This window comes from Micromonospora sp. NPDC051141 (genome assembly GCF_044455765.1).
Taxonomy (GTDB): domain Bacteria; phylum Actinomycetota; class Actinomycetes; order Mycobacteriales; family Micromonosporaceae; genus Micromonospora.
In genome coordinates this window covers 123,527-148,434 of record NZ_JBITFD010000008.1, presented here as the reverse complement: position 1 = coordinate 148,434, position 24,908 = coordinate 123,527, and the positions used below count along the sequence as shown (strand labels likewise).

Annotated in this window: 25 protein-coding genes; 8 read left to right on the top strand and 17 right to left on the bottom strand. The window is 75.4% G+C overall.

All coding sequences use genetic code 11. The annotated features are described in order from the left end of the window. Positions 1–144 precede the first annotated feature (144 nt). On the top strand, positions 145–1,542 hold the full coding sequence (locus ACIA6B_RS17300; protein ID WP_396774364.1) for a glycosyltransferase family 4 protein: 1,398 nt from the start codon (positions 145–147) through the stop codon (positions 1,540–1,542). A 178-nt stretch (positions 1,543–1,720) separates the two neighbouring features. Here ACIA6B_RS17300 and ACIA6B_RS17295 read toward each other — a convergent pair whose 3' ends face one another. The 4 genes from ACIA6B_RS17295 to ACIA6B_RS17280 all read right to left on the bottom strand — a co-directional run bounded on the left by ACIA6B_RS17295 (position 1,721) and on the right by ACIA6B_RS17280 (position 6,762). Then, complete coding sequence (locus ACIA6B_RS17295) at positions 1,721–3,004, bottom strand: citrate synthase (protein WP_281940622.1); 1,284 nt, start codon at positions 3,002–3,004, stop codon at positions 1,721–1,723. A gap of 153 nt (positions 3,005–3,157) precedes the next feature. Next, entirely contained in the window at positions 3,158–5,200 is a 2,043-nt protein-coding gene (locus ACIA6B_RS17290) for a sulfatase-like hydrolase/transferase (protein ID WP_396774362.1), read from the bottom strand. After that, positions 5,193–6,608, bottom strand: coding sequence for a class I SAM-dependent methyltransferase (locus tag ACIA6B_RS17285; protein WP_396774360.1), 1,416 nt, complete (start codon positions 6,606–6,608; stop codon positions 5,193–5,195). Before ACIA6B_RS17285 ends, ACIA6B_RS17290 begins: the two co-directional genes overlap by 8 nt. Before the next feature lie 4 nt (positions 6,609–6,612). Next, positions 6,613–6,762 (bottom strand): hypothetical protein, encoded by a 150-nt coding sequence (locus ACIA6B_RS17280; RefSeq protein ID WP_343441732.1) that lies wholly within the window; start codon positions 6,760–6,762, stop codon positions 6,613–6,615. Positions 6,763–6,942: 180 nt separating this feature from the next. Between ACIA6B_RS17280 and ACIA6B_RS17275 the strand changes: the two genes are divergently transcribed. Next, positions 6,943–7,341 carry a VOC family protein gene (locus ACIA6B_RS17275; protein WP_396774358.1) on the top strand — a complete coding sequence of 133 codons (399 nt, stop codon included), beginning with the start codon at positions 6,943–6,945 and terminating at the stop codon, positions 7,339–7,341. 48 nt (positions 7,342–7,389) lie between these two features. Here ACIA6B_RS17275 and ACIA6B_RS17270 read toward each other — a convergent pair whose 3' ends face one another. The 5 genes from ACIA6B_RS17270 to ACIA6B_RS17250 form a co-directional block, all read right to left on the bottom strand. Beyond that, complete coding sequence (locus ACIA6B_RS17270; protein ID WP_396774356.1) at positions 7,390–8,127, bottom strand: helix-turn-helix domain-containing protein; 738 nt, start codon at positions 8,125–8,127, stop codon at positions 7,390–7,392. Between the two features lie 91 nt (positions 8,128–8,218). Further along, entirely contained in the window at positions 8,219–9,442 is a 1,224-nt protein-coding gene (locus tag ACIA6B_RS17265) for a dolichyl-phosphate beta-glucosyltransferase (protein ID WP_396774354.1), read from the bottom strand. A 3-nt stretch (positions 9,443–9,445) separates the two neighbouring features. Then, the gene (locus ACIA6B_RS17260) at positions 9,446–11,812 is read right to left on the bottom strand and encodes an ArnT family glycosyltransferase (RefSeq protein WP_396774352.1); all 2,367 of its coding nucleotides are present in this window, start codon (positions 11,810–11,812) and stop codon (positions 9,446–9,448) included. A gap of 45 nt (positions 11,813–11,857) precedes the next feature. Next, complete coding sequence (locus ACIA6B_RS17255; protein WP_396774350.1) at positions 11,858–13,351, bottom strand: sensor histidine kinase; 1,494 nt, start codon at positions 13,349–13,351, stop codon at positions 11,858–11,860. After that, positions 13,329–14,075 (bottom strand): response regulator transcription factor, encoded by a 747-nt coding sequence (locus ACIA6B_RS17250; RefSeq protein WP_396774600.1) that lies wholly within the window; start codon positions 14,073–14,075, stop codon positions 13,329–13,331. The genes ACIA6B_RS17255 and ACIA6B_RS17250 overlap by 23 nt, the downstream gene beginning before the upstream one ends. Positions 14,076–14,300: 225 nt before the next feature. On the opposite strand from ACIA6B_RS17250, the gene ACIA6B_RS17245 reads away from it, so the two are divergent. Next, positions 14,301–15,113 carry an alpha/beta fold hydrolase gene (locus ACIA6B_RS17245; RefSeq protein ID WP_396774348.1) on the top strand — a complete coding sequence of 271 codons (813 nt, stop codon included), beginning with the start codon at positions 14,301–14,303 and terminating at the stop codon, positions 15,111–15,113. 59 nt (positions 15,114–15,172) lie between these two features. Here ACIA6B_RS17245 and ACIA6B_RS17240 read toward each other — a convergent pair whose 3' ends face one another. Continuing rightward, positions 15,173–15,397 carry a hypothetical protein gene (locus tag ACIA6B_RS17240; RefSeq protein WP_396774346.1) on the bottom strand — a complete coding sequence of 75 codons (225 nt, stop codon included), beginning with the start codon at positions 15,395–15,397 and terminating at the stop codon, positions 15,173–15,175. 134 nt (positions 15,398–15,531) lie between these two features. Between ACIA6B_RS17240 and ACIA6B_RS17235 the strand changes: the two genes are divergently transcribed. Both ACIA6B_RS17235 and ACIA6B_RS17230 read left to right on the top strand, forming a co-directional pair. After that, entirely contained in the window at positions 15,532–16,479 is a 948-nt protein-coding gene (locus ACIA6B_RS17235) for a serine/threonine-protein kinase (RefSeq protein ID WP_396774344.1), read from the top strand. 64 nt (positions 16,480–16,543) lie between these two features. Continuing rightward, a complete protein-coding gene (locus tag ACIA6B_RS17230; RefSeq protein ID WP_107155495.1) occupies positions 16,544–16,972 on the top strand; it encodes an OsmC family protein in 429 nt (142 codons plus the stop codon). Positions 16,973–16,981: 9 nt separating this feature from the next. On the opposite strand, the gene ACIA6B_RS17225 is transcribed toward ACIA6B_RS17230, so the two are convergent. Further along, on the bottom strand, positions 16,982–17,932 hold the full coding sequence (locus ACIA6B_RS17225) for an endonuclease/exonuclease/phosphatase family protein (protein WP_396774342.1): 951 nt from the start codon (positions 17,930–17,932) through the stop codon (positions 16,982–16,984). Between the two features lie 351 nt (positions 17,933–18,283). Between ACIA6B_RS17225 and ACIA6B_RS17220 the strand changes: the two genes are divergently transcribed. After that, positions 18,284–19,120, top strand: coding sequence for a hypothetical protein (locus tag ACIA6B_RS17220; RefSeq protein WP_396774340.1), 837 nt, complete (start codon positions 18,284–18,286; stop codon positions 19,118–19,120). A gap of 16 nt (positions 19,121–19,136) precedes the next feature. Here the strand turns inward: ACIA6B_RS17220 and ACIA6B_RS17215 are convergent, their stop codons facing one another. The 5 genes from ACIA6B_RS17215 to ACIA6B_RS17195 form a co-directional block, all read right to left on the bottom strand. Next, the gene (locus ACIA6B_RS17215) at positions 19,137–19,610 is read right to left on the bottom strand and encodes an ATPase (RefSeq protein WP_396774338.1); all 474 of its coding nucleotides are present in this window, start codon (positions 19,608–19,610) and stop codon (positions 19,137–19,139) included. Between the two features lie 121 nt (positions 19,611–19,731). Continuing rightward, positions 19,732–20,178 carry a response regulator gene (locus tag ACIA6B_RS17210; protein WP_396774336.1) on the bottom strand — a complete coding sequence of 149 codons (447 nt, stop codon included), beginning with the start codon at positions 20,176–20,178 and terminating at the stop codon, positions 19,732–19,734. Positions 20,179–20,248: 70 nt separating this feature from the next. After that, the gene (locus ACIA6B_RS17205; RefSeq protein WP_396774334.1) at positions 20,249–20,596 is read right to left on the bottom strand and encodes an STAS domain-containing protein; all 348 of its coding nucleotides are present in this window, start codon (positions 20,594–20,596) and stop codon (positions 20,249–20,251) included. Between the two features lie 76 nt (positions 20,597–20,672). Continuing rightward, positions 20,673–21,725, bottom strand: a complete 1,053-nt coding sequence (locus tag ACIA6B_RS17200; RefSeq protein WP_396774333.1) for a B12-binding domain-containing protein — start codon at positions 21,723–21,725, stop codon at positions 20,673–20,675. Further along, entirely contained in the window at positions 21,722–23,485 is a 1,764-nt protein-coding gene (locus tag ACIA6B_RS17195; RefSeq protein ID WP_396774331.1) for a PP2C family protein-serine/threonine phosphatase, read from the bottom strand. Before ACIA6B_RS17195 ends, ACIA6B_RS17200 begins: the two co-directional genes overlap by 4 nt. Positions 23,486–23,742: 257 nt before the next feature. Between ACIA6B_RS17195 and ACIA6B_RS17190 the strand changes: the two genes are divergently transcribed. Beyond that, a complete protein-coding gene (locus tag ACIA6B_RS17190; protein WP_396774329.1) occupies positions 23,743–24,075 on the top strand; it encodes an STAS domain-containing protein in 333 nt (110 codons plus the stop codon). Between the two features lie 43 nt (positions 24,076–24,118). Beyond that, complete coding sequence (locus tag ACIA6B_RS17185; RefSeq protein WP_396774328.1) at positions 24,119–24,466, top strand: STAS domain-containing protein; 348 nt, start codon at positions 24,119–24,121, stop codon at positions 24,464–24,466. A 74-nt stretch (positions 24,467–24,540) separates the two neighbouring features. Here ACIA6B_RS17185 and ACIA6B_RS17180 read toward each other — a convergent pair whose 3' ends face one another. After that, complete coding sequence (locus tag ACIA6B_RS17180; RefSeq protein ID WP_396774326.1) at positions 24,541–24,855, bottom strand: hypothetical protein; 315 nt, start codon at positions 24,853–24,855, stop codon at positions 24,541–24,543. Between the last annotated feature and the right edge of the window lie 53 nt (positions 24,856–24,908).

Genomic DNA, 24,908 nt, shown 5'->3' with positions numbered 1-24,908 from the left:
GCGGGTTCGCGCCGGATGGACTTTCCTGGACCGCGGACGCGCGCCCGCGCGTGTCCACCCGGCCGCTCGGCCAATCCCCACCATCCGCCCCACCGCCGCCACCGATGCCGGCGTGTCCCACCCTGCATGGACGGAGAACGACACGTGACCACTCTGCGGGTCGGCGCGCCTACCGCCACCGCGACGGACCGGCTCCACCGGCCCACCCTCACCTCCCGCCCGACCGTGCCGCCGCAGGCCGGCGCCGCGTCCCGGAAGCGGCGCATCCTGATGCTGTCGTGGGAGTACCCGCCGGTGCTCGTCGGTGGCCTCGGCCGCCACGTGCACGCGCTCTCCGTCGCCCTGGCCGCCGCCGGGCACGAGGTCACCGTGGTCACCCGGCACGCCGAGGGCGCGCCCCTGGAGGAGTACGCCGACGGCGTGCGCGTCGTCCGCGCCGCCGAGGACCCGGTCACCTTCCCGCTCGCCACCGGGTCGCTGCTGGCCTGGACCATGGCGTTCAACCACACGCTCACCCGGGCCGCGCTGCGCGCCACCGAGTCCGGCGCGTACGACGTGATCCACGCCCACGACTGGCTCGTCGCGCACACCGCCATGACGCTGCGCGAGCACCTGGACGTGCCGCTGGTGACCACCATCCACGCCACCGAGGCGGGCCGGCACCAGGGCTGGCTGCCCGAGGAGATGAACCGCACCATCCACGGCGTCGAGCAGTGGCTGGCCAGCGAGTCCGGCCGGGTGATCGTCTGCTCCGGCTACATGCGCGACGAGGTCGGCGCGCTGTTCGGCGTGGACGCGGCCCGGGTCGACGTCGTCCCCAACGGCGTCGAGCCGCACCGCTGGCGGGTGCCCGCCTCGGCGGTCGCCGCCGCCCGGACCCGCTTCGCCGCCGGCGGGCCGCTCGTCACGTTCGCCGGCCGGCTGGTCTACGAGAAGGGCGTGCAGCACCTGCTGGCCGGGCTGCCCCGGCTGCGGGACCGGCACCCCGGGCTGCGCGCGGTGATCGTCGGCGACGGGCCGTACAAGGCGGAGCTGGAGGCCGAGGTGCACCGGCTCGGGCTGGGCGACACGGTCAGCATGCCCGGGTTCCTCGGCGGCACCGACCTGCCCGCGGTGATGGCCGCCTCGGACTGCTTCGCGGTGCCCAGCATCTACGAGCCGTTCGGCATGGTCGCGCTGGAGGGCGCCGCCGCGGGCGCGCCGCTGGCGGTGTCGCGTACCGGTGGGCTGGCCGAGATCGTCGAGCCGGGCGTCACCGGGATGACGTTCGCCCCGCAGGACCCCGACGGGCTGGCCGAGGCGGTGCACGCGCTGCTCTCCGACACCGACCGGGCCCGCGCGCTGGCCCGCCGGGCCCGCGCCATGGTGCACGAGCAGTACGGCTGGTCGGCCATCGCGTCGCGCACGGCCGCCGCGTACGCCGCCGCGATCGCCGGCGACCCGGCGTTCACCGCCGCCCGCACCGAGCAGCGGATGGCCGCCGGCCGCGCCCTGCCCGCCCTCCCCACCGGCAACCTCCTCACCGCCGCCGGCCTGCGGTGAAAGGAGGGGGCCCCGCCTAACGCTTTTGGTGGAGGCGGGGGCCCCGCTCAACAGCCGCACCCACCCGAGCACGCGAAAGGCCGCCGACCCCGCACGGGTCGGCGGCCTTCGCATCGGGCCGTCTCAAGAAGGGGCCCCGCCCATACCCCAGGCGTTGAAAGGGGCCCCTCCTTGCACGTCAGCGGTTGGCGGCGGGGACGTAGTCCCGCTCCGGGGCGCCGGTGTAGATCTGCCGCGGGCGACCGATCTTGGTCTCCGGGTCGTTGATCATCTCGCGCCACTGGGCGATCCAGCCGGGCAGCCGGCCCAGCGCGAACAGCACCGTGAACATCTTCGTCGGGAAGCCCATGGCCTTGTAGATCAGGCCGGTGTAGAAGTCCACGTTCGGGTAGAGGCGCCGGGAGACGAAGAAGTCGTCGGCGAGCGCGATCTCCTCCAACTGCATCGCGAGGTCCAGCAGCGGGTCCGGCTTGGCCATCCGGCCGAGCACGTCCTGGGCGGCCTTCTTCACGATCGCGGCCCGCGGGTCGTAGTTCTTGTAGACCCGGTGGCCGAAGCCCATCAGCTTCACGCCGTCCTGCTTGTCCTTCACCTTCTGCACGAAGGTGCGGACGTCGCCGCCGTCGGCCTGGATCTTCTGGAGCATCTCCAGCACGGCCTGGTTGGCGCCGCCGTGCAGCGGGCCGAACAGCGCGTTCACGCCGGCCGAGACGGAGGCGAACAGGTTGGCGTTGCTGGAGCCGACCAGCCGCACCGTCGAGGTGGAGCAGTTCTGCTCGTGGTCGGCGTGCAGGACGAACAGCATGTCCAGCACGCGGGCGACGACCGGGTCGACCTCGTACTGCTCGGCCGGCACGCCGAACGTCATCCGGAGGAAGTTCTCGACGTAGCCGAGCGAGTTGTCCGGGTACAGCAGCGGCTGGCCGATCGACTTCTTGTAGGCGTACGAGGCGATGGTCGGGACCTTCGCCATCAGCCGCACCATGGACATCTCGACGTGCTCGGAGTCGAACGGGTCCAGGCTGTCCTGGTAGAAAGTCGAGATGGCGCTGACGGCCGAGGAGAGCACCGCCATCGGGTGCGCGTCGCGGGGGAAGCCGTCGAAGAAACGACGCATCTCCTCGTGCAGCAGCGAGTGCCGCCGGATCCGCTCGCTGAACTCGGTGAGCTCCGTCTGGGACGGCAGCTCGCCGTAGATCAGCAGGTAGGAGACCTCCAGGAAGGAGGACTTCTCGGCCAGCTGGTCGATCGGGTAGCCGCGGTACCGCAGGATGCCCGCGTCACCGTCGATGTACGTGATCGCGGACGAGCAGGACGCGGTGTTGACGAAACCGGGGTCGTACGTGGTCATCCCGGTTTCCTTGAGCAGCTTGCTCACCCCGATCCCGGCGGGGCCCTCGACCGCGGACTGCACCGGCATCGACAGCTGCCCACCGGGGTGGTCGAGCTTGACTTCCGTCATCTGTTCCTCGCTTCGCCGGCAAGATCTTCGTTGAATTGCCTTCGCTTCTACCGTAATCACGGTATGGGGGACAACGCTCGGCATGGTTTCGCAGGTGAGGTATGCGTCACTGATTCCCGAGTTGCCGGGACGGAAACCGGCCGCGGGGCCGGGTCAGGACAGATCGAGCCGCCGCGGCGTCCCGCCGGCGTCGAGGCGGTACAGGTCGAGGCGGTTGGCGCCGGCGGCGAAGAGCCGGTCGTCGGGGAGGAACGCGGCGAACCGCCGACCGCCGGCGTCCGGCGGCACCACCGGCACCACCGCGCCGACCGTGCCGTTGACCGCGACCGCGAGCCGGGTGCCGTCCGGCACGGTGTCGGGCACGGTGCCCCAGACCAGCGCCGGCAGCCCCCGCGCCGGATCGACCGCGGCGAACGCGGCCCGGTTCGCGACCGTGGCCGTGCCGCCGGGGGGCACGTCGGAGAGCCGGGTGCCGACCAACGGGTCGACGGCCGGCAGCGGCACCGGCGCGGGCACTCCGCCGGTGATCGTCACCGGCTGGCCGGGCCGGTCGTAGAAGCGTTTGTCGGCCCGCCCGCGCGGGGCCGCCCTCGCCGGGACGCCGTCCATCCGCCAGGGCACCCGCACGTGGGTCTCGTCGGCGATGGTGGGCAGCAGGTCCACGTGTTCCCAGTTGCGGTCGTCGACCCGGCCGGCCCGCTGGCCGGGCTCCTTGACGAACATCGGCACCCAGGCCACCTCGTTCGCGGCGTGGTTGATGGCGTCCATCCCCCGGCCCTGCCAGTCCCGGCGGAAGCTCACCCCGTGGTCCGCGGTGACCAGCACCAGCGCCTGGTCGTAGAGGCCGGTGGCGCGCAGCGTCCGCAGCGTCTCGCCGATCAGCCGGTCGGTGTAGCCGAGCTGCGCCAGGTGCCGGGCACGGGCCAGGTCCACCCAGCCGGCGCCGTCGTTGGGCAGGTCTTCCGGCGCGTCGTAGTGCGCCCCGGACGGCAGGTACGCCCACGGCGAGTGCGGCATCAGCAGGTGCAGGAAGTGCAGCGTCGGGCGGTCGACGGGGCGCAGCCCGGCGAGGAACGAGGTGAACCGGGCCGGCTGGTTGTCGTCGAGCGTGTCCCAGCGGAACTTCGGGTCGTCCGGCACCGGTTCGGCGGCGTCCAGCCCGGCCTCGGCCGCGGTCTGCTCCCGGTACGAGTCCTCCGGGTCGACCCGGCTGTCCACCGGCGCGGTGAGCTGGCGCAGCAGCTTGCCGCTCTCCCGGGCCAGCACGCCGATCCCCCGCTGCGGGCTGGCCGGCTGCTCGCAGCGGCTGGGCGGGCAGAGCCGGGTGATGCTCTCCTGCGCCCTGATCCGGTAGAGGCCGCCGAGCGCGGTGAACAGGTTGTCCGGGTACTGCGAGTAGTGCGGCGCCACGGCCCGCTCCGGGTAGCGGCCGGTGAGCATGGCCGGCAGCGCGTAGGGCGTCCAACCGCTGACGCCGGTCGCGTTGCGGTACCACGTCGAGCCGGCGGCCAGCGCGGCGAAGTTCGGGTAGCGGGCGGCGTCGATCCGCCCGTCCGGGCCGAGCAGCGACACCAGCGGCAGCTCGTCCAGCACGATCATGACCACCGGCGGGTGGCTGCCCGCGCCGGCCGTGCCGGCGGCGCCGCCGTCGCCGCGGGGCAGCACCACCGCCGAGGCCGGCGATGCGAACAGGAACAGCCCGACGAAGACCACCGGGCCGGCCGCGGCCACCCGCAGCACCCGGCGCAGCGCCCGCCACCGCCGGTGCGCGACCGCCGCGAGCGCGCCGGCCCCGCCGGCCACCACCAGCAGCGGTACGCCCCGGAGCGGCGTCAGGTGGCGGCCCACCTGGACCGCGAGCGCGGCGAGCAGCAACCCGACCAGCACGGTGTGCACCGCCGCCCGGGTCACCCGGCCGCCGAGCAGCGCCAGTGCGCCGAGCGCCGCGAACGGCAGCGTGGGCGCCAACGCGACCAGCGCGACCAGGAGCAGCACGTCGACCCGGGAGGCGCGGTGGAACAGGAAGAAGTCGGGGCTGCGACCGAGCACGTCCAGCAGCGGCTGGGTGACCACGAGGCCGACCAGCGCCGACACCTCGGCCAGCCGCGCCGCCTCGGCCCGCCACCGGCCCCGCCGGCGGGGCGCGTCGGTGCCGGCCGGCCGGTCCCTCGGTGGGGCGAGAGTGTCCTCAGCCACCCACCACCACCTGGTAGAGCGTGCGGGTGCCGGAGGGCAGCTCGGCACGCGCCACCACCCGCCCGCGCCGGGCCAGCAGCGCCTCGAACGCGTCCCGCCGGTAGTCGGGGAAGAGGCCGTCCGGCTTGTTGGCCAGCAGCCGGCGGGCCATCGGGTCGTCCGGGTGGACGAACTCCACCACCAGGCTGCCGCCGGGCTCGGTGAGCGCGGCGAGCTGGTCGAGCACGTCGGGCAGCGGCACGTTCCGGCCGATCGCCAGGTGGTGCACCAGGGCCAGGGCGAGCACCAGGTCGGCGCGCGCCCGGTCGACGAACGCGGCCCGCTCGACGCCGCGCCAGCCGCCGCCCGGCGACGGGTCGGCCAGGTCCATCACCAGCGGCAGGATCCGCCCCTCGCCCTCGTCGCACAGCGCGCGGTAGAGCGCGTCGACCACGCCCGGGTCCTGCTCGACGGCGACCACGTACGCGGCGTGCCGGGCCGCGATGCGGGCGTACCGGCCGTCGTTGGCGCCCAGGTCCACCGCCGAGTGCGGGGCGGTGGCGGCCACCGCCCGGTCGACGAAGTCCTCCTTGGCCCGCCGGTCCGGCACCGAGTACGCGCAGGTGCGCTGGTAGTCCGCCCAGTGGCTGTCGGCGGGCCGGTGGTCGAGCCGGCGGACCAGCCGGGTCAGCCCGCGTACGGTGGACAGGGCCAGCTCGCGGGAGAACCCGGCGGCGCGGAGCTGGGCGCGGACGTCGCTGCTGCTGGCGTCCGCGTGGCGGGCCTGCATCGCGCCGTGCAGGTGCACGTGGGTGGGCACCCCGGCCCGCCAGCGGCGGGCGCCGGCGAACAGGCGGCGCATCTGGTCCGGCTCGACGCCGTCGATCCGGGCCCGCAGGAACGGCTGGAAGTCCAGCCCGAGGTGGGCCTGGATGAGCAGCGGGTAGAGCAGCGTCTGGCAGAACTGCCGGTAGCCGGCCCAGGGTTCGCCGTCGCGCAGCGCCTCGAACGAGCCGACGTCGATGAACACCGGCCGGGCGCCGCGCCACTGCACGTTGTAGGCCGACCCGTCCTTGGTGGTGAAGCCGGCCTCCAGCGCGGCGCGCAGCACGTCCAGGTGCAGCAGCGCCGCGTCGCGCAGCATCGCGTACGACCACTCGTAGGGGTGGGAGACGAACGGGATGCGCTCGTGCCGCAGCACCGCGGCCCAGGGCAGGTCGACCGGGGTCGGGACGAGTTCCTCGGTGCCGACCAGGTGGCCGGCGGCGGTGAGGTCGCGGAAGAGGTCGCTGGCGGACAGCGCCCGCCAGTCCCGGGCGGACCGCTCGTCGAGGCCACGCAGCACCTCCCCGGCCCGGTGGAAGACCCGGTTGCCGGGGTCGCGGAAGGAGCCGGGTTCGACGCGGACGCCGGTGTCGGGAACCGTCATGCCGTCAGCCCTGGTCGGTGGGCTGGCGGCGGAACCGGGTCACCAGGCGCCGCCAGTAGAGCTTGGCGGCCACGGCCACTCCGGCCACCCCGCCGACCACCGCCTGCACGATGAGACTGCCGGATCCCGCGTCCAGGTAGGCCAGGTGCGTCACGGCTGCTTTCCTTCCCTCGCCGGTCATCGGAGCACCGCCCGGAACGCGAGCTTTACTCCTCAACGCCGGGCTTGTCCCCTACGGTACGCGCCTGACCGGACACGCGCGGCCACACCGGGCACTCCTCCCCCGTCCGATCCGTTCAAGACGCACCGGCCCGGGGCCGCCTACCGTGGCGGCATGACACCGCAGTTCGATCTCGTCGGGACCGTCGTCACCGACATGGCCCGCACCCTCGACTTCTACCGCCGGCTGGGGCTGCCGATCCCGGCCGACGCCGAGACGGAACCGCACGTGGAGGTCGCCCTCCCCAACGGGGTACGACTGGCCTGGGACACCGTCGAGACCATCCGCGGCTTCCATCCCGGCTTCACGCCGCCCGCCGGCAGCCCGCGGATGAGCCTGGCCTTCCGCTGCGCCGACCCGGCCGAGGTGGACCGCTGGTACGCCGAGCTGACCGCCGCCGGCCACCACGGGGAACTGCCGCCGTGGGACGCGGTCTGGGGCCAGCGGTACGCGGTCCTGCACGATCCGGACGGCAACGGTGTGGACCTGTTCGCGCCGCTGCCGGCCGGCTGACCGGCACGCTCCGGCCCGCCGGTCAGTCCGCGCGCTCCGGCTCGCCGGTCAGTCGGCGGGCGGGGTGAGCAGGCGGGTCGGTGGGACGCCGGCCAGCTCGCGCACGTCACGGGTGAGGTGGGCCTGGTCGGCGTACCCGGATCGCGCGGCGACCTCGGCGAGCGGCACGCCGCGTCGCGCCAGGTCCAGCGCGCGGCGCATGCGCAGGATACGGGCCAGCGTCTTCGGGCCGTACCCGAAGAGAGCCCGGCTGCGCCGGTGCAGCGCCCGAGCGCCGAGGCCGACCTCGGCGGCGGTCGCCGCGACCGTGGCGCCGGCGGCCAGCCGGGCGGCCACGTGCGCGCCGAGCGGGTCGGGCCCACCGGCGGCCCGCAGCCGCGCCCGCGCCACCTCCTCCAGGATCGTGGCGCCGGCGTCGCACCAGTCGGCCGCGCACCGCGCGCCGCCCGGGTCGACGGCCGCCCGGATCCGGTCGGCCGGCTCCACGGCGGCGCGGCCCCACAGGTCGGCGAGCGGGACGCGGCGGTCCCGCAACTCCTCGGCGGGCACCCCGAACACGGCCGGGCCGACGCCCGGCGGCAGGCGCAGCCCGATCCACCGCTCCCCCGACGCCGACCACGACACCTGGGCCACCCGGTCCGGCCCGGCCACCAGCAGCCCGGCCCGACTGGACCAGAGCAGGTCCAGGCACCCGTCCGGCAGCACGCGGACCGGCCCCGCGCCGGACGAGACGCTCGCCCAGCGCACCGCCGCCGGAATCCCCACCGCCGCCCGTTCCCGGTACATCCGTCCACCCTGCCACCCACCGTCGATCATGAGGTTGGCGGCAGGCGTCGCGGCGTGTCGCGACCGCCAACCTCATGATCGACGAGGCAGGTCAGGGGCGGTGGTGCAGGGCCAGGCGGAGCAGGAGGAACCGCAGCGCGGTGGCGGCCAGGTTGGCCGCCACCAGGACGGTCAGCTCGACCGCGCGGGCCGGGGTCGTGACGGCGTGCAGCACGGCCAGCGAGCCGCTGGTCAGGGCCAGGCCGAGCGCGAACGCGAGCAGTCCCTGGAGGTGGTGCCGGCCGGCGTGGCGGCGACCGGTGACGCCGAACGTGAGCCGGCGGTTGGCCGCCGTGTTCGCCACCGCGGTCAGCAGCAGCGCCAGCAGGTTCGCCGGTTGCGCGCCGAGCGGGCCGCGGGCCAGCAGGAAGAGCAGCAGGTACGCGAGCGTGCTGGCCACCCCCACCGCGGCGAAGCGGACGAGCTGGCCGGGCAGCCCGACCGGCACCTGCGCCGGGGGCGCCGGCAGCGGCGCCCGGCCGAGTTGGGCGCGCAGCCGGGCCAGCGGCAACGCGCCGGTGACCAGCGCCCGGACCAGCCGCCCGATGCCGCGCAGGTCGGCCAGGGCGGTGGCGACGATGTCGACCCGGCTGTCCGGGTCGTCCACCCAGTCCACCGGCACCTCGTGGATCCGCAGCCCGGCCCGCTGGGCGAGCACCAGCAGCTCGGTGTCGAAGAACCAGCCGGTGTCCTGGACCAGCGGCAGCAGCTCGGCCGCCACGTCGGCGCGGATCGCCTTGAACCCGCACTGCGCGTCGGAGAAACGCACCGCCAGCGTGCCGCGCAGCAGCAGGTTGTAGCCGCGGGAGATCACCTCCCGCTTGGCGCCCCGGACCACCCGGCTGGTGCGGGCCAGCCGGGTGCCGATGGCCAGGTCGGAGTGGCCGGACAGCAGCGGCGCGACGAGCGGCGGCAGCGCGGCCAGGTCGGTCGAGAGGTCCACGTCCAGGTACGCCAGCACCGGCGCCGGTGACACCGACCAGGCGGCCCGCAGCGCCCGGCCCCGGCCCTTCTCCGCCAGGTGCAGCACACCGACCTCGGGCAGCTCGGCGGCGAGCGCCTCGGCCACCGCCAGGGTGCCGTCGGAGCTGGCGTTGTCGGCCACCGTGATCCGGAACGGGTACGGGAACTGGGCGGTCAGGTACGCGTGCAGCCGCCGGACGCAGGGGCCGAGGTCGACCTCCTCGTTGTAGACCGGGACCACCACGTCCAGCACCGCGCCCTCGGCGGTGGGCCGGGCCTGCACGGCGGCCCGGGGCTCCGGCATGAGGATCATGGATCAGCCCTGCTTTCCGCTGCTCAGGTCGTACACGGTCACCCCGTCGACGGTGGTCGCGGTGAAGTTCTCGGCGACCCAGGCGGCGATCTCGGTCGACGCGCTGCTGCCGCCGTTGGCCCGGAACCCGCCGCCGCCGAGGAACCAGTGGATCCGGCCGTCGGCCACGTACCGCTGGAACTCGGCGAGCGTCGGCGACGGGTCGCTGCCGTTGAAGCCGCCGATCGGCATCACCGGCTCGCCGGTGGCGAGCTGGTAGCCGGAGGCGTTGTTCGAGCCGATCGTGGCCGCGACCCAGGTGTAGTCCTCGGCGTCGGCCTTGAGCAGCGCCGTCATCTCGGCGCTCGGCTCACGCGCGTCGAGCAGTCCGCCCATGCCGCCGCCGCGTTGCCCGCGCCCGCCGTCCTGACCGGTCCCGCCGTTCGGTCCGGTGCCGCCGTCCTGACCGGTCCCGCCGTCCTGACCGGTCCCGCCGTCCTGACCGCCGGGAGTGCCGGGGGCCTGGCCGCCGTCGGGGAAACCCGGGAACGCGCCGTTCTGGCCGCCCGGGAAGCCCGGGAACCGACCGTTCCCGCCGCCCGGGAAGCCGGGGAACGCGCCGCCGGGGAACTCCCCGCCGCCCGGCATCCGCCCACCGGGGAAGCCGCCCCGGCCGCCCGGCCCGAAGCCACCCACCACGTCCGGACCGGCGCTCGGGATCGAGCCGGTGTGCGGGGTCGCCGCGGTCTGCACCGCGTACGCCGCCGGCCCGGCCACTCCCGCCGCCATCCCCAGCGCCGCCACCCCGGTCACCACCCCGCGCGTCCACCACCGGCCCGCCCGGCCCGAGCTGACCGAGGAGTTCGCGTCACCGTGCGGCGCCCTGGCCGACCCGAAGCCCTTGACCACCGGGAGGTCGAGAAGCGCCAGGATGACGGCGGCGGTCAGGCCGGTCGCCAGCACGGCCGGGCGCAGCCAGGGCTGCCAGTCGGGGCTGCGGCCGAGCAGGCGCCAGGACCACCAGGCGGTGACCGCCAGCACGCCGGCCAGCACCAGCGTGGCGGCGTATCCGCGCCAGCGGTTCCGCGCCGGGACGCGCCCGGCGGGCGTGGTCGCCGGGGGGTGGCCGGCGGCGGGTCGGGTGGGCGCCGTGCGGGCCCGCCAGAGCTGGGTGACCCCGATGCCGACCAGGGCGCCGACGGCGGGCGCCAGCGCGACCGTGTAGTAGGCGTGGAAGATGCCGGACATGAAGCTGAAGATCAACCCGGTGACCAGCAACCAGCCACCCCAGAGCAGCAGGCCGGCCCGCCGCCGGTCGGTACGCGCCGCCCGCCCGGCCAGCCACACGCCGGCCACCAGCAGGATCAGCGCGGCCGGCAGCAGCCAGGAGATCTGCCCGCCGACCTCGGTGTCGAACATCCGCAGCAGACCCGTGCGGCCGGAGAACGGTCCGCCGCCGCCACCGCCCGGCCGACCGCCCCCGCCGACGCTGCCCACCTCGTCGCCGGTGATCCGGCCCAGGCCGTTGTACCCGAGCGTCAGCTCCAGGATGCTGTTGTGCTGCGAGCCGCCGATGTACGGGCGGGCGCTCGCCGGCACCAGCTCCACGACCGCCACCCACCAGCCGGCGGAGACCAGCACCGCCAACCCGGCCAGCAGCAGTTGCCGGATCCGCCGGCCGAGTCCGGTCGGCGCGGCCAGCAGGTAGACGGCGGCGAACACCGGGATCACCAGGAACGCCTGGAGCATCTTGGTGAGGAAGCCGAGGCCGACCAGCACGCCGGCCAGCGCGAGCCACCTGGTGCTCGCGGTCTCGACCGCCCGGACCGTGGCGTACGCGGCGGCCAGCAGCAGGAACACCAGCAACGCGTCGGGGTTGTTGAACCGGTACATCAGCGTGGCCACCGGGGTGAGCGCCAGCACCGCGCCGGCGAGCAGGCCGGCCGTCGGGCCGTACCAGCGGCGGACGGTGGCGTGGAGCACGGCGACCGAGGCGACGCCGAGCAGCGCCTGCGGCACCAGGATCGACCAGCTGCTCAGCCCGAAGACGCGGATCGACAGCGCCATCAGCCAGAGCGAGGCCGGCGTCTTGTCCACGGTGATCGAGTTGGCCGCGTCCGAGGAGCCGTAGAAGAACGCCTGCCAGCTCTCCGAGCCGGCCTGCGCGGCGGCCGAGTAGAACGCGTTGCCCCAGCCGGAGGCGCCCAGTCCCCACAGGTAGAGCAGGCCGGTGGCGACCAGCAGGCCGACCAGGGCCGGACGCGCCCAGCGCGGGTCGCGGCCGGGCGGCTCCGCCGTGGTGGGGGCCGACTCCGGTACGGGCGTGGGGGCCGACCCGGTCGCGGACGGTCCACCCGTCGGCGCGGTCAGCAGGCTCTCGGTTCTGTCCATGCCGGCAAGCCTCGGAGGGCCCGCTGACCCACCCCCGTGAACGACCTATGCGTCCGCTGTGGATCCCGGCAGCCAGACGGTGAACGCGGTGTGGCCGGGGCGGCTGGCCACCTCCACCCGGCCGTGGTGGGCCTCCACCACGGCGGCGACGATGGCCAGCCCCAGGCCGGTGCTGCCGTGCGCGCGGGAGCGGGAGCTGTCGCCGCGGGCGAACCGCTCGAACACCTCCGGTTGCAGCTCGGCGGGGACGCCCGGCCCGTCGTCGGTGACGCGCAGCTCCACGCCGTCCGGGGCGGGGGACAGCCGGGTGGTGACGGTGGTGCCGGCCGGGGTGTGCACCCGCGCGTTGGCGAGCAGGTTCGTCAGCACCTGGTGCAGCCGGTGGCCGTCGCCGGTGACGGTGAGCGGCTCGTCCGGCAGGTCGAGCTGCCAGTGGTGCTCCGGGCCGGCCACGTGCGCGTCGCTGACCGCGTTCACCGCCATGGCGGTCAGGTCGACCGGCTCGGCGGCCAGCGGTCGGCCGGAGTCCAGCCGGGCGAGCAGCAGCAGGTCGTCCACGAGGCTGGTCATCCGGGTGCTCTCCGACTCGACCCGGCGCAACGCGTGCGCCACGTCCGGTGGCACCTCCTGCCGGCCGCGCCGGGCCACCTCCGCGTACCCCCGGATGGCGGCCAGCGGCGTCCGCAGCTCGTGGCTGGCGTCGGCGACGAACTGGCGTACCCGGGTCTCGCTGGCCTGCCGGGCGGCGAGCGCGGCGGCGACGTGGCCGAGCATCCGGTTGAGCGCGCCCCCGACCTGCCCGACCTCGGTGCGCGGGTCGGTGTCGGCGGCCGGCACCCGGACCGACAGCGCCACCTCGCCCCGGTCCAGCGGCAGCTCGGCGACCCGGGCCGCGGTGGCGGCGACCCGGTTCAGTGGCCGCAACGTGCCCCGGACGATCAGCGCGCCGAGGCCGCCGGCGATGACCAGGCCGGCGCCGATCACCCCGGCCTGGGCGACGGCCATCCACATGACCGTCTCGTCGACCTCGGACAGCGGGATGGCGAAGACGAGGACGTCGCCGTCGGGCATCTGCCGGGCCACCGCCCGGTAGTCACCGCGCCCGGCGAGCGCGACCGTGCGCGGCGCGTCGTCGGGGCGGAGCCGGGCCAGGGGCGCCACCTCCCCCACCGGCACCGCGGCCGGCTGCGTGGCCGCCTGGCGGAACGCCAGGTCGACCTTCCCGTCGACGACCCGCGCCGCCACGGAGTCGGCCGGATAGCCGGGTGGGAACCCCGGACGGAAGGTGCTCGGTCGGTCCTGCGGCAGCTCGAACGGTGAGGGCTGCCGCACGTGCCGGCGGGACTCGCCGCCGGTGAGCTGCTCGTCGATCCGCCCGACCAGGAAGTGCCGCAGCGCGACCGTGGTCAGGCCGCCGATGCCGACGCTGACCAGCGCCAGCAGCGCCACCACGGAGAGCACCAGGCGGCGGCGCAGCGACCAGCCGGCCAGCCGGCGACGCAGCCGCCCGCCGCGCTCACTCGGCGGGCTTGAGGACATAGCCGGCGCCGCGCAGCGTGTGGATCATGGGCGCGCGGCCCGCGTCGATCTTCTTGCGCAGGTACGAGATGTACAGCTCGACCACGTTGGCCTGGCCGCCGAAGTCGTAGTTCCAGACCCGGTCGAGGATCTGCGCCTTGCTGAGCACCCGGCGCGGGTTGCGCATCAGGTAGCGCAGCAGCTCGAACTCGGTGGCGGTGAGCGTGATCAGGGCGTCGCCGCGGCGCACCTCGTGACTGTCCTCGTCGAGGCTGAGGTCGCCGACGGTCAGCACCGCCTCCTCCCGGGCGGCGACCGCGAACCCGGAGCGGCGCAGCAGGGCGCGCAGCCGGGCGATCACCTCCTCCAGGCTGAACGGCTTGGTGACGTAGTCGTCGCCACCGACGGTGAGCCCGGCGACGCGCTCCTCCACCGCGTCCCGGGCGGTCAGGAACAGCACCGGCACGCTCGGCGACTGCTCGCGCAGGCGACGCAGCACCTGGAAGCCGTCCAGGTCGGGCAGCATCACGTCGAGCACCACGGCGTCCGGCCGGAACTGGCGGGCCGCGCTGATCGCCGCCATCCCGCTGCCGGCGGTGGTGACCTGCCAGCCCTCGTAGCGCAGGGCCATCGAGAGCAGGTCGGTGAGCGTCGGCTCGTCGTCCACCACCAGCACGCGCACCGGCTCGCCGTCCGGTCGGCGCAGCTCGATCCGGCCCTGCGCGGCCTGCCCGTTCATGACCATGCTCCCCATCGTGGGCGCGCCGACTGTACCGGCGCTGTCCCGTTCCTGTGTACCAGCTGTGCCGGCGGCGCGTGGCCATCCGGCGGGAGCGATCCGGTCTTCCCCGGCCGGGCTACCCGGTGGTAACTTGCCGGGCATGTCCATCGATGGCCGCCCCGCCGGCGGACCGGCGCGGGCGACCGGCGCGGCCCGGGGCTCCGGCGCCCGCACGTCGCCGGCCGGGCCGTGACCACGCCGGCTCCCGGCCCCGACGTGGAGGTGGTCTTCGAGCGGCGCGGCGCCGGACCGGCGCTGGTGCTGCTGCACGGCATCGGTCACCACGGCGGCGCCTGGCTGCCGGTGCTGGACCGGCTCGCCGCGACGCACGACGTGATCGCCGTCGACCTGCCCGGCTTCGGCCGCTCCCCGGTGCCCGCCGCCGGCCTGCCCGCCGACATGTCCGGGCTGGTGGCCGGCATGGTGGAACTCTTCGCCGCGCTCGGGCTGGACCGGCCGCACGTGGCCGGCAACAGCCTCGGTGGGGCGATCGCGCTGGAGCTGGCCGCCACCGGCGCGGTCGCCTCGGCCACCGCGCTGTCGCCGGCCGGCTTCTGCACGGCCCGCGAGCTGCGCTGGGCGCTCACCGTGCTCAGCCTGCACCGCAGCGCGGCTCGGCTGCCCGAGCCGGTGCTGCGTCACCTGTTCGCCGCGCCGGCGCTGCGGGCCCTGGCGATGGGCATGATCCTGGCCCGGCCGGACCGGTTGACGCCGGACGTGGCGCTCGCGGACGCCCGCGCGCTGCGCCGGGCGCGGGCGTTCCGCGCCGTCGCCCGGGCCGGCCGGGGGTACGCGTTCGCCGGGCGGCCCACCGTCCCGGTGACGGTCGCCTGGGGCACCCGGGACCGCATCCTCCCCTACCGGCAGGCCGCGCTGGCCCGCGCCCGGCTGCCCACCGCCCGGCACCTCGACCTGCCCGGCTGCGGGCACGTGCCGATGCACGACGACCCGGAGCTGGTCGCCGCCGTCATCCTCGGCACCACCGGTGCCCGGCCGGCCTGAGCCGTCCACGCCGCGCCCGCGCCGGGGCCACGCCGCGCCCGCGCCGGGCGCGGCCGGGGCTACTCGGTGGCGCCGAACGGGTCGGTGCGCACGTAGCGCATCGTCCAGCCGTCCGGGCCGGCCCGGTCACCCCGCTCGTAGAGATGGTCCGCCACGTCGGTGGGCGGCTGCTCGGGGTGGCGCAGGATCCACCGGCGCGGCGGCGCGCCGTCCGGATCCGCCGGCAGGTCCCGGGCCACGTCGTCGGCCGGACCGCCGACGAACCGTACGCGCACCAGCGCCACCGCTCACTCTCCGTTCCGACGTCGACACTCCCGCTCGCGAAGCTACCCCGCCGGCCGGCCCGCTCCCGGCGGTTTGCACAGCTCGGAGCCCGGGTAGCGGGTCCGGGGGGACCGGACGAGACAGGGAGTGGTCGATGAGGACGCTGGGCGGGCGGTACGAGCTCGAACAGCGCGCGGCCGTGGGCGGCATGTCGGAGGTGTGGCGGGCACACGACCGGGTGCTGGACCGGACCGTCGCGATCAAGCTGATCTCGCCGGGGCTGGACGGCGACGCCGGTTCGGTGGAACGGATCCGGGCCGAGGCCCGCTCGGCGGCGCGACTGGTCCACCCGAACGTGGCAAGCGTGCACGACTTCGGCACCGCCACGCTGCCGGACGGCCGGCCGGTGCCCTACATCGTGATGGAGTTGGCCGAGGGCGAGACGCTCGCCGCCCACCTGCGCGCCGGCCCGCTGGACTGGCGCATCGCGGTGCGGGTCTGCGCCGAGGTGTGCGCCGCGCTGGCCGCCGCGCACGGGCACGGCATCGTGCACCGGGACGTGAAGCCGGCGAACGTGATCCTGACCCCGTCCGGTGTGAAGGTGCTCGACTTCGGCATCGCCACCCCGGCCGGCGCTCCCGACCACACCCCGGAGGGGATCGTGGTGGGCACCCCGGCGTACCTCGCCCCGGAGCAGCTCGACCGGCAGCCGGCCACCCCGGCCGCCGACATGTACGCGCTCGGCGTGCTGCTCTACTACTGCCTGAGCGGCCGGCTGCCATACGACGCCGCCAGCACCACCCAACTGCTCGGCGCGCGCCGCCGCCTGCCGCCCCGGCCGCTGCCGGAGGTCCCCGGGCTGCCGGCCGAGGTGGCCGAGCTGTGCGAGCGCTGCCTGGACTCCGACCCCGCCGCGCGGCCGACCAGCCCGATGGCCGCGCTGCTGCTGGCCGAGGCGGTCGACGCCCGCATCTACGTGCCGATGACCGTGGTGCTGCCCCGGCAGCGGATCGGCGAGACCTCGCCGTGGACCGGGCGGGCCGCCGCCGAGGCGACCGAGGCGATGGCCGTGGACGCCGCCACGAGCGGGCGGATCCGCTGAGCGTACTGCGGTTTCGCCCGTCGGCGGCCGGGAACGCGGGCCGGTGAGTGACGGGAGGAACGCGATGCCGGATCCGAGTTCCTGGCTGGCCGAGACGGCCACGGCGACCGCGGCGGGCGGTCACGTACGCACCGACGACGGCGGTCTCTCCTCCGCCCTGGCGTCCCCGCTGGCGCCGCACTGCTCCGGCCTGACGCCGGAGCAGTTGTTGGCCGCCGCGTTCGCCTCCTGCCTGCACCACGCCGCGGTGGAGGCGGCCGGTGAGATCACCGACGAGGCGCACACCGTGCAGGTGACCGCCGAGGCGAAGCTGGGTCGAGACGACGACGGCCGCTACCGGGCCGACGTGCACGCCGAGATCTCCTCGGCCGGGCTCAGCCGGGACCAGCTCGCCGAGTTGGTCGCGTACGCCGACCGGCTCTGGCCGTTCTCCAGCGGGGACCCGAGCCGGCACCGGCTCACGGTCACCCCGGCCGAGAACGGCCGCCACTGAGCGCCCGGCTCACCACCGGAAGCCGGCGGTCACCGCACGGTGGTCGGTGTCCGGCGTGTGCACCACGCCGGCGGCGGTCGGGGTGAGCCCCCGGTAGAGCACGTGGTCCGGGCGGGTCACCGGCACCTCCGCCGGCCAGGTGAAGCCGAAGCCCTGCCCGGCCTCGGCCTGCGCGTCGCCGAGCAGTCGGGTCAGCGGGTCGAAGACCCGGTCGGTGGTGGCCGTGTTCAGGTCGCCGAGCACCACCAGCCGGTCGGCCGGGTCGGCGCGAACGGCGCGGGCCAGCGCCGCCACCGTCTCGTCGCGGGTGGTGGTGTGGCCGGCGCGGGCGGAGCCGAGGTGCACGACGTACACGGTCAGGTCGCCCTGCGGGGCGGCCACCACGGCGCGCAGCGCGCGGTCCCAGCCCAGGCCGGTGTCCACGCCGCGCGTCTCGCGGATCGGCCAGCGGCTCCACAGCGCCACCGTGGAGACGGCCGTCCGGTGCGGGTAGCGGCCGGCCAGCGCGGGCGCGATCCGCTCCCCGTCGTCGACCTCCTGCAACCCGATCAGGTCCGGGGCGTCGGCGGCCAGCGCGCCGACGGTGGCGGCCGGGTCGGGGTTGCCGGCCCGCAGGTTCTGGCTGGCCACCCGCACCGCGGTCCCGTCGGCGCCGGCCGCCGGGGGCAGCCAGGCCCGGCCGAAGAGCCCGGCCCAGACCAGCGCCGGCACCAGCACGGCGAGCAGCGCGCGGCGGGAGCGGCGCAGCAGCGCGGCGAGCCCGAGCAGGGGTACGCCGAGACCGAGCAGCGGGGTGGCGCTGTCCACCAGGCTGCCCAGGCCGTGCACGTTGGGCACCGCCCGGTGCCCGATGAGGAGCACGGTGAGCAGCACGGCGCAGGAAACGATGAGCAGGCCCCGCCGCCCCCGCCGACCGGCGGGCTCACCGGCGGCCCGGTCGTCGACCATCTGCTCCGTCACCGTCCGCATCGTATCGAGCGCCCGGGTGCCCGGTGCGCCGGATCCGGTACCCGCACCGGTCCCGGACGGCGGCGGGTGGGGACGGCCGGCCTCGGCGGGTCGGAGTGGATCACGTGGCCGGGCGACCGGCGGTTCCTCCCCCGATCGGAGGAGGTCGCCTCGACACAACGCGCTGACGGTAGCGCGCCCGGATCATCACAGCGAATCCGTCACGACCGACTTGACGGAGACAAGAGGTTCGACAGTTTGGTGATTCACTGACGGTTATGCCGGCGCGGATTCCGGCAAACTGTGACGCATGCCACCAACCACCCCGATGGCAAGCGCGAAGAAGCTCTCTAGCCTCGGCGGGTGCATCCCGACCACCGCCTCCCCCAGTCATCGCCCGCGAACCGCCCGGTTGGCCGAACGATCGACCCGGCCTCGGCCGAACGGCGGGTGGGACGGCACCGCGCCCCGGAGCCACCCCGGCGCGGCCCGGCTCGCTCCGTCCCCGGCCGGATCGCGGTGGCCACCGGCGTCACCTGCTGCCTGGGCCTGATCGGCGTGGCCGGCGTCGGCGAGGCCGCCCCGCCGACCGTCGAGGTCCGCGAGGCGCTCGCCGACCGGGCCGTCGTCGAGCAGCGCGCCTCCCGCGACTTCACCCGGGCGGCGCCGCCCACCGTCGCCCCGGCGTCGCCCGTCCCGGTCGCCACGCCGAGCCCGACGCCGGCCCGCACGAAGCCACCGCGGAAGGTGGTCCGCCCGAAGCACCCGCGCCCTGTCGCCGGCCTGGACCAGCGGCAGATGGACAACGCGAAGGCCATCGTCGACGTCGGCCGGGACATGCGCCTGCCGCGCCGGGCGATGGTGGTGGCGGTGGCCACCGCCATGCAGGAGAGCGACCTGTACAACCTGGCCAGCGACGTGCTGCCCGAGTCGTTCGACCAGCCGCACCAGGGCAGCGGCTCCGACCACGACTCGGTCGGGCTGTTCCAGCAGCGCCCGAGCAGTGGGTGGGGCACGGTCGCCGAACTCATGCGACCGGCGTACGCGGCCCGGGCGTTCTACACCGCGCTGGCCGACGTGCCGGGCTGGGCGGACATGAGCGTCACCGGCGCGGCCCAGGCGGTGCAGATCTCCGCGTTCCCGGACGCGTACGCGAAGCACGAGAAGCGGGCCACCACGGTGGTGGCGGCGCTGTCCTGAGGCCCGGAGCGTCGTCTCACCGGCCGGCGGCGGCGGTGGGGGTGTCGGCGGGCACGCGGGCGCCGGAGAGGATCTCGTCGACCCGGGCCTCGCGGCGGCGGCGGGCCAGCAGCGCGGCCTCGAACTCGCGGCGCGCCCGCAGCGCCTCCGCGTACGCCTCCTCCCGCACCAGGCGGGCCTCCTCCCGCGCGGCGTCCAGCTCGGCGCGCGCCCGGGCCACCAGGTCGGCGGCCTCCCGTTCGGCGGCCTCCCGCTCAGCGGTCGACGGGCCGGCCGGGACGTCGGCGTCCGACGGGTCGGCCGGCGCGGCGCGGCGGCGCAGGTAGTCGCAGAGGTGCCCGGCGTCCAGCCGGATCCGGTCCCACTCCCGCCCTGTCCCCGCGACGCCCTCCGCACGCGCCGCCAGCCGGCGCAGCCGGAGATCCAGCTCGTCCAGGCAGGCATCCACCTGACGCCGGTCGTAACCGGCCTCCACCACCGAGAACCTCATGCTGTCGCCCCCCAGGCAGCCGGCGTGCGTCCCCCACCTGACGATCCTGCGGGGCGGGCCGGACCGCCGGCGGCCGTTCACCGGAAATGTTCAGCATCCGGACACCGGGACGCGCGGGTCGTCAGGAGCGCTTGGGGAGCACGACCACCCGGCCGAAGAACTCGTCGATTCGGCGCACCACGTCGTTGAAGTCGTCCAGGTCGATCGGCTTGGTCACGTACGCGTTGGCCTGGAGCGTGTAGCTGCTCACCACGTCCGTGTCGGCGTTGGAGGTGGTCAGCACCACGATCGGGATGCTCCGGAGGTTCTCGTCCCGCTTGACCTCGCCGAGCACCTGCCGCCCGTCCATCCGCGGCATGTTGAGGTCGAGCAGGATGACGTCCGGTCGCTGCGCCTCGGTGTGCCGGCCCTCGCGACGGAGGAACTCCATCGCCTCCTCGCCGTCGGCGACCACGTCGATGACCTTCTCGACGTCCGACTCCTCGAGCGCCTCCTCGATCATCAGGACGTCGCCCGGATCGTCGTCCACCACCAGGATGCGAACGGGGCTCGGAGTGGTCTGACCCATGGGGCTACCTGCTTCGTCTCGGGGAGGGCACCGGCCGCGCGGCCGGACGCTGGGCGGGAAATCTATCCGATCAGGAGCCGGCCGACCTCGTCGGGTCGGCCGTGTCGCGGTCGTGACGCAGCACCTCGGCCAGCCCGGTCACCTGAAGCACCCGGGCCACCCGGCCGGTCGCCCCGATGAGCCGTAGCCAGCCACCGTCGGCGGCGACGAGATTGTCCCCCCGGACGAAGGCGGCGATGCCCGTCGAGTCGCAGAACGTCAGCTCGGTGAGGTCGAGCAGCAACTCGCGGCGGCCGTCGGCGACCAGCCGGTCGATCTCGGCGGTCAGCTCCCCGGCCGTGCTCAGGTCCAGTTCACCGGCGAGTCGGAGGCAGGTGACGCCCTGGTCCCGCCGGGCGGACGTGACGGTGAACGTCACCGTGGCCCCTCTCGCTCCCACCGCAGGCGAACCCTTGCAGTGCAGCAAGTATAGGGGGCGTCCGGCCCGATCCGGATCAGCGGCCCGCCGTCGCCGCCACCCGGCCGCCCACCACGGCCCGTCCCCGCTCCAGGAACCCGGCCGCCCTGGGGAAGTCCCGTAGCTGCTGTCCATAGTGGTCGAGCGTGAGCCCGACCGCGCCCGCCGGCACACCGCGGCTGACCAGGATCTCCACCAACCACTCGACGAACTCGGCGAACAGCGTCCCGTCGTCCACGTAGAGCGCGGCGGCCAGGAAGTCGACGATGTAGCCCAGGTCGCCCACGGTCGAGTCGAGCTGCGCCGGCGTGTAGTCGACCACCGCCGGCACCCGCTCGCGCAGGTCGGCGAGCGCGCTGTCGATCAGCTCGCCCCGCCGCTTGACCAGGCTGGCGTACTCGTCGTCGGCGAGGTGGTCCAGCCGTGCGGGCGGCGTCGCGCGCAGCGCCCGGTCGTCGGCGACCAGGTCGGCCGCGGCCGGCGCGTCCGGCGCCCACGCCACACCGAGCACCCGCGCCCAGCGGCCGTCCGCGCCGAACCCGCGCCCGCCCACCACCACCGGCACGTCGGACCGGCGGCACGCCTCGATCATCCGGTGGGCGTGCGGCAGTCGCATCGGCAGCGCGCAGGCCAGGGCCACCGCGTCGGCGTCGTACCGGTGCAGGTAGGACACCAGGTGCGCGGCCGGCACGCTGGCCCCGAGGAAGACCACCTGCCAGCCGCGCAGTCGCAGCACCTCGGCGACCAGCCGGGCCGGCAACGCGTGCCACTCACCGTCCATGCAGGCCATCACGATCCGGCCCCGGGTCACCCGCGGATCGGCGTACGCGGCCACGGCCGCCACCACCCGCTCGCTGATGTGGGTGGCGGCGTGCTCCTGGGCCACGCTCCACTCGTTGCGCGCCCACCGCTCGCCCACCTCGGCCTGCGCCGGGGCGACCAGGTCGAGCAGCACCCGCTCGGCCGGCACGCCCGCCTCCAGCAGCCCTCGGGCGACCGCCACCGCACCCTGCTCGTCGGCCTCGGCCAGGCACTCCAGATAGCCGGCGAACGCGTGCGCCGGGCCGGCTGCGGAGGTCGTCGCGGTCACTCGGGCAGCTCCCTCGTCGGTTCGGCGCCCGTCGGGCCGGGCACCGCGTGCAGGTGGCGGGACGTGCGGCCGGCCGTACCGGTCGCCCGCAACGCCAGCACCGCGATGTCGTCGTGGTCGCCGTGGGCGAGCCAGTCGCAGGTCACCTGCTCGACCCGCTCGGCCAGCGCCGGGGCGGGCATCCGGTGGCAGCCGGTCACGGCGGTGAGCAGCCGGTCCGCGCCGAACTGCTCGTCGCCGCGCCACCCGCCCCGCGCCTCGGTCACGCCGTCGCTGTAGAGCAGGCAGGTCTCGCCCGGTGCCAGGTGCACGGTGGCCTCGCCGATCCGCGGGTCCGGCACCACGCCGATCAGCATGCCGCTCAACGGCACCACCTCGACCTCGCCGGAGGCGCGCAACACCAGCGGTGGCAGGTGACCGCCCCCGGCCAGCGTCAGCGTCAGCCCGCCGTCGCGGTGCGGCCGGGCCACCCCGAGCACCATGGTGGCGAACCGGCCCTGCCCGTGGGCCTGGGTGGTCTCCAGCAACGCGTCGTTGAGCAGCTTCAGCAACCGCCCCGGGTGCGTCTCCACCCGGTGCAACGCGTGCAGGCACTGGCGGAGCTGGCCGGTGAAGACGGCCGCCTCCACGCCCTTGCCCGACACGTCGCCGAGGAAGAAGACCGAGCCGCCGTCGGGCAGCCGGTGCGAGCCGTAGAAGTCACCGCCGATGCGCAGCCCGGCCTGCGCCGGCCGGTACGCCGTGCCCCACTGCACACCCGAGGCCGGCGCCGGCTCGACCGGCACCAGACTGGCCTGCAACGTGTCGGCGACCTCGGCCTGGTCGCGGTAGAGCATGGCGGTGGTCAGCGCGGCGCCGGCCCGGGCCGCGAACGCGCGCACCAGGTCGAGGTCGGCCTCGTCGTACCAGCGGCCGGCCCGGCGGGCCACCAGCAGCACGCCGACCGCGGCGTCCCGGCCCGGCAGCGGCACCACCCGGGCGGTGGCGCCGGTCACGTCCAGGCCGGGCAGCCAGCCCGCCTCGACGGCCTGCTCGACGAGCCAGTCCAGCGCGTGCGGCTCGGTCCCGGCGAGACCGGCCTCGATGGCCGCGGGCAACGCGGCGGCGGGCAGCACACCGCTGTCCACGGCGGGCACCTCGTCCTCGGCGCGTACCGCCCGCCACCAGCGGGCCCGGCCGGAACGCGGCGCCAGCACCAGCACCGCCACGTCGGCCGCCGTGGGCACCGCCAGCCGCGCCACCGCGGCGGCGGCCCGGTCGGGGTGCAACGGGTTGCCGAGCTTCTCGCCGACCACGGCGAGGAACAACGAGCGGGCCCGCTCGGCGAGCAGGGCGTCGGCCCGGCTGACGCTCTCGGTGACGTCCTCGACGTACCAGCAGCGCCGGGCGTGGGAGAGCGCCACCGGGCGCAGCCGCAGCCGGCGGCCGTGGTGGGTGAACTCGAACCGACCGTCGCCGCCCAGCGCCGCCACGCCGGAGGCGGCGAGCACCTCGCCCGGCACGACCTCGGGGACGAGCCGCTCCGCGACCGGGCTCACGTGCCGCACCACGCCGTCGGCGTCGCAGACGATCAGACCCTCGCGGAAGTGCTCCACGACCTCGGACCAGTCGGGGACGGTCGACGCGTCGTGGTCGGGGGCCAGCGGTGGGAGGGCAGACGTCGTGGGAGCGTCGGCGGACCACACCCGAGCCCGGTCGGCACTCGGCGTGGAGATCCGTCCGTCGCCCGGGTCGGAACCCCTGACGTCGGCAGCAGTCACCAGCTGAGCCCCACTCTCCTCGTCGAATCGGCGGAGCGCCGGAAGTGGCGCGGGTGGTCATCTCTCCGCTCCCCACCCTACGCCGGTATGCCCGAGGCGCCACCCGACGACGGTCCCCGGCCCGCGTACGCACGCCGCGCGCCCCGGCGGTGGGGTTGTTACGATCCGGGCGTCCCTGCCAGACCGGCAGCCTGCGGAAAGGCGTGATGGTGGTTCCTCAACGGAGAAAGCCCGAAGCGACGCCGCTGAGCATCTCCGTGGACCGTTCCGATCCGGACGCCCCGGTCGTCCGCGTCGGCGGTGACCTGGCCTACGCCACCGCGACGCCGCTGCGCGCCGAGATCGACCGCCTGCTCGCCGCGCGTCCCGCCCGGCTGGTGCTGGACTTCGGCGACCTGATCTTCCTGGACAGCACCGGCCTGTCGGTGATCGTGCACGCCTGGCGCGAGGGGCAGCAGGCCGGCACCGGCATCGAACTCCGGGCGGTCCCGCGCTTCCTGGAGACCATCCTCGACATGACCGGCGTGACGGGTCTGCTGGCCCGCCGGCCGGCCGAGGGCCGGGCATCCGGCTCCTCCGCGTCCGTCTGACCCCGGAGGTTTCCCCGCCACCGGCGGCTGGGAACATGGAGCTGTGCTCTCCCCGCTGTTGACCATCGAGGTGGACCGGCCCGACGCCGGCTCCGCCCGGCTCCGGCTGGCCGGCGAGCTGGACTTCGACACCGCGCCGGAACTCGTCGAGGCCGCCGCCGGGCTGCGCCGTGACGGCCACCAGGAGCTGTGGCTCGACTTCACCGACGTGACGCTCTGCGACTCCTCCGGCCTGAGCGCCCTGGTGCTGATCCACCGCGCCGGGACCGGCGCGATCCACCTGCGCGGCGTGAACGCGCAGATCCGACAACTGCTGGACCGCACCGGGCTGGCCGAGCTGCTCACCGTCCCGCCGGGCACGGCGACCGGCGACGCCCGCGAGGTGGGCTGACCGACCCGCGTCCCGCCCCGGGCAGGGGGCGGCCCCCGACCCTGGGACCAGGGGCCGGGGGCCTGGAGGAGGGCTCAGACGACGGGCGCCACCGCCGGCCGGCGGGAAGCACCGTCGCGCGGCTCCCCCACCGCCGACGAGTCGGCGTCCTCCGGCACACCGGAATCAGGCGTCTGGAACAGGTAACGGACGAAATCTCCGGCCCCGTCGTCGTCCGCGCCGGGCCACTGCCCGACGCAGTCGACGCCGACCACCTCGCGTCCGCCGCCGTCCGCGCCCTCCAGCAGCGCCCAGAGGGTCACCGGATAGCAGCGGGTGACCTCCGGGCCGACGCGCCAGCGAGCGTACCAACCGGGACGAGCGGGGACGATCTCCACGATCCGTTTCATGACGACCTGCCCTTCCGCGTGCGTCGGAAGTTGTCCGGTCCGCCCCGATCGTG